Raw genomic sequence first — 3,822 nt, forward strand, 5'->3', positions numbered from 1 at the left:
TGCCGTACCTACTGCTTTGTATTGGTTGCTTTTTTTTAGGACTCGGTGTGTTTGGGCTGGTTTATCTCGACACATCGACTTTAGACCTTTTTAGTGTTCAAGCTTTATTTGAACACCGTTCGTTTGCGCTTAACCAGGTAACCATTCTGCTTTCTCGACTGGGTGGAATGCCATTTTTATTATTTTTAACCACTTTTTTGTGTATTTATCAAACTTGGATTAAAAATTATAAGAATGTGATATTTATCTCTTTTAGTGTGAGTGGCAGTATTGTGATTGGTTGGCTTCTGAAATGGGGCATTGATCGACCAAGACCAATGGAGTTTTATCACTTGGTTCAAAGTTATGGCGCATCCTTCCCAAGTGCCCATAGCCTTTATGCTGCAACCCTTGCGAGTTTAGCCATGTTGTTGTGTCAACAATATAAACATCGCAACAGTGTCATTTTAGTATCTACTTTATGGTTTATCTTCATGGGGATATCTAGAGTTTACGCGGGGGTTCACTACCCAACTGACGTACTTGCCGGTTGGGGAATTGGGTTGATTTGGACTTCGTTGCTTTGGTTTTGGCTGTATCAAAGCACTTTCAGCAACAATTTGTTTTTAGATAAAAAATCTAAATTGAGGTGGAATAATGATGTCGGCTAAGCTTTGGGCTCCTGCCCTCACTGCTTGCGCATTAGCAACAAGCATTGCGCTTGTTGGTTGTAGCAAAGACCCTAAAAATGCACAGCAAGCTGCTGCTGCCCAAAAAATGCCGCCTCCAGAAGTGGGTGTCATTGTCGCTCAACCACAAAGTGTTGAACAGAACGTCGAACTGTCAGGGCGAACCTCAGCATACCAAGTCTCGGAAGTTCGTCCACAAACAGGTGGCGTGATCTTAAAACGATTATTTGCTGAAGGTAGTTACGTTCAAGCAGGTCAAGCGCTTTATCAAATTGACGCCAATACTAACCGTGCCACAGCAGACAATGCTCGTGCAACCTTATTGCGTCAACAAGCAAACTTAAATGCATTACGCGTGAAAGAAGGTCGTTATCGTCAACTGGTTGGAACCAATGCGGTTTCTAAACAAGAATATGATGATATCAATGCGCAAGTGAAATTGGCTGAAGCTGATGTTGCAGCATCTGAAGCAGCATTGAAAAATGCAGAAATTACTTTAGGTTACTCAACAGTTCGCGCGCCAATCTCAGGCCAGTCTAGCCGTTCTTCGGTAACACCGGGTGCATTGGTCACTGCCAATCAAGCAGATCCGTTGGTCACGATTCAACAACTTGATCCAATCTATGTTGATATCAACCAATCGAGTGCTGAATTACTGCGTCTACGCCAACAGTTAAGCAAAGGCAGTTTAAACAACAGTAACAATACCCGTGTCAAAATCACGCTTGAAGATGGTTCAGAATATCCAGTTGAAGGTCAATTGGCCTTCTCTGACGCAAGTGTGAACCCTGATACAGGTACAGTGACATTACGTGCAGTGTTCTCGAATCCAAACCACTTGCTCTTACCAGGGATGTATGCAACGGCTAAAATCTCACAAGGAATTTTGCCAAATGCATATCTGATTCCACAGGCAGCCGTATCACGCTTACCGACAGGTCAAGCCGTTGCTTTAGTGGTCAATGCCAAAGGTACGATTGAGACACGTCCAATCACAACCGTAGGTGTAAAAGGTCAAGACTGGATTGTAACTGATGGCTTACAGGCTGGTGATAAGGTTGTTGTTGATGGTGTTGCCAAGGTGAAAGAAGGACAAGAAGTGTCTGCCAAACCTTATCAACCAAAAGCAGCTGAAGGTCAAAATACAGCGCCAAAAGCAGCTGAACAACAAAAACAAGCCAATTCACCAAAAGCTGAACAAAAAGCTACTTCACAAGCTTAAGGGGTAGATTGCATGGCTCAATTTTTTATCCATCGCCCAATTTTTGCATGGGTGATCGCACTGGTCATTATGTTGGCGGGTATTATCACGCTCACAAAAATGCCAGTTGCACAATATCCGACAATTGCCCCCCCCACGGTAACGATTTCTGCAACTTATCCTGGGGCTTCTGCGCAAACCGTTGAAAATACGGTCACCCAAATCATTGAACAACAAATGAATGGTTTGGATGGTTTACGTTACATTTCATCGAATAGTGCGGGTAATGGTCAAGCATCAATTAACTTGAACTTCGCACAAGGTGTCGATCCAGATATCGCCCAAGTACAAGTTCAAAACAAACTGCAATCAGCAACAGCACTGTTACCTGCTGACGTACAACGTCAAGGTGTAAAAGTGACGAAGTCTGGTGCAAGCTTCTTGCAAGTTATTGCATTTTATTCGCCAGATAACAGCCTTTCTGCTTCTGACATTAAAGATTATGTGAACTCAAATATTTCTGAGCCACTGAGTCGTGTGGCAGGTGTAGGTGAACTCCAAGTATTTGGTGGTTCATACGCCATGCGTATCTGGCTGGACCCTGCCAAATTAAGCAGTTTCAATTTAACACCAACGGATGTTGCAGCGGCAATTCGTGCACAAAATGCACAGGTTGCAGTGGGTCAGTTGGGTGGTGCTCCATCCGTCAATGGCCAAGTTCTTAACGCAACGGTAAATGCACAAACCATGTTGCAAACCCCTGAACAGTTTAAAAACATCTTCCTGAAAAATACGTCAGGTGGTGCTCAAGTTCGCTTGGGTGATGTTGCGCGTGTAGAATTGGGTTCTGATAACTATCAATTTGACTCGAAGTTTAATGGTAGCCCAGCAGGTGGTGTGGCCATCAAACTGGCAACGGGTGCCAACGCATTGGATACTGCAGCTGCAGTTGAAAAACGTTTATCTGAGTTACGTCATAACTATCCAAGCGGTTTAAAAGACAAGCTGGCCTATGACACCACACCATTTATTCGTCTTTCGATTGAAAGTGTTGTACACACCCTGATCGAAGCGGTGGTCTTGGTATTTATCGTCATGTTCCTGTTCTTGCAGAACTGGCGTGCAACCATTATCCCAACACTTGCTGTCCCTGTCGTTGTATTGGGTACCTTTGCCGTGATCAATATTTTCGGCTTCTCAATCAACACCCTCACCATGTTCGCAATGGTACTTGCTATCGGTCTCTTGGTGGATGATGCCATCGTTGTGGTCGAAAACGTTGAACGAGTGATGCAGGAAGAACATCTGGAACCTGTGCCTGCGACTGAAAAGTCGATGAGTCAGATTTCGGGTGCCTTAGTCGGGATTACCAGTGTGTTAACCGCGGTATTCGTACCGATGGCATTCTTTAGTGGAACCACTGGGGTCATTTACCGTCAATTCTCGATCACGCTGGTTACCGCGATGATCCTGTCTTTGATCGTAGCATTGACCTTTACCCCTGCCCTGTGTGCAACCTTGTTAAAACAACACGATCCAAACAAGCAAGAAAGCAACAACATTTTTGCGCGTTTCTTCCGTTGGTTTAACCGTAGCTTTGAAAAACTTTCAGAGAAATACCAAGGCGGTGTCAATCGTATGACCCACCACAAGTTATTCTCTGGCGTGCTTTATATTGTTGTGATTGCGGCCTTGGTTGGCATCTACAAGATGTTGCCATCTTCGTTCTTGCCAGAAGAAGACCAAGGTGTGGTGATGACATTGGTTCAATTACCGCCGAGCGCCAGCTTGGAACGAACCGATAAAGTCATTGATACCATGACTGGCTATTTCTTGAATAAGGAAAAAGAAAATGTAGAGTCAATCTTTACAGTTGCTGGTTTCTCATTCACAGGGGTAGGTCAAAACGCGGGTCTTGCCTTTATTAAATTAAAAGACTGGAGCGAGCGTACT

The 3,822-nt window shown here is 44.3% G+C and carries 3 protein-coding genes; all 3 read left to right on the forward strand.

The window, feature by feature from the left end; genetic code table 11:
* A partial coding sequence (locus tag B4H32_RS06240) for a phosphatase PAP2 family protein (protein ID WP_286800911.1) occupies window positions 1-650 on the forward strand: 650 nt, incomplete at its 5' end.
* Window positions 637-1,890 carry an efflux RND transporter periplasmic adaptor subunit gene (locus B4H32_RS06245; RefSeq protein WP_286800912.1) on the forward strand — a complete coding sequence of 418 codons (1,254 nt, stop codon included), beginning with the start codon at window positions 637-639 and terminating at the stop codon, window positions 1,888-1,890. The genes B4H32_RS06240 and B4H32_RS06245, both read left to right, overlap by 14 nt.
* Before the next feature lie 12 nt (window positions 1,891-1,902).
* A partial coding sequence (locus B4H32_RS06250; RefSeq protein ID WP_286800913.1) for an efflux RND transporter permease subunit occupies window positions 1,903-3,822 on the forward strand: 1,920 nt, incomplete at its 3' end.

Source organism: Acinetobacter sp. UBA2063, assembly GCF_002333245.1.
GTDB classification, from domain to species: Bacteria; Pseudomonadota; Gammaproteobacteria; order Pseudomonadales; family Moraxellaceae; genus Acinetobacter; species Acinetobacter parvus.

Bases quoted from the DNA above. Each gene is read 5' to 3' on its own strand.
- B4H32_RS06245 (WP_286800912.1), top strand. From the start codon at position 637: ATGATGTCGGCTAAGCTTTGGGCTCCTGCCCTCACTGCTTGCGCATTA.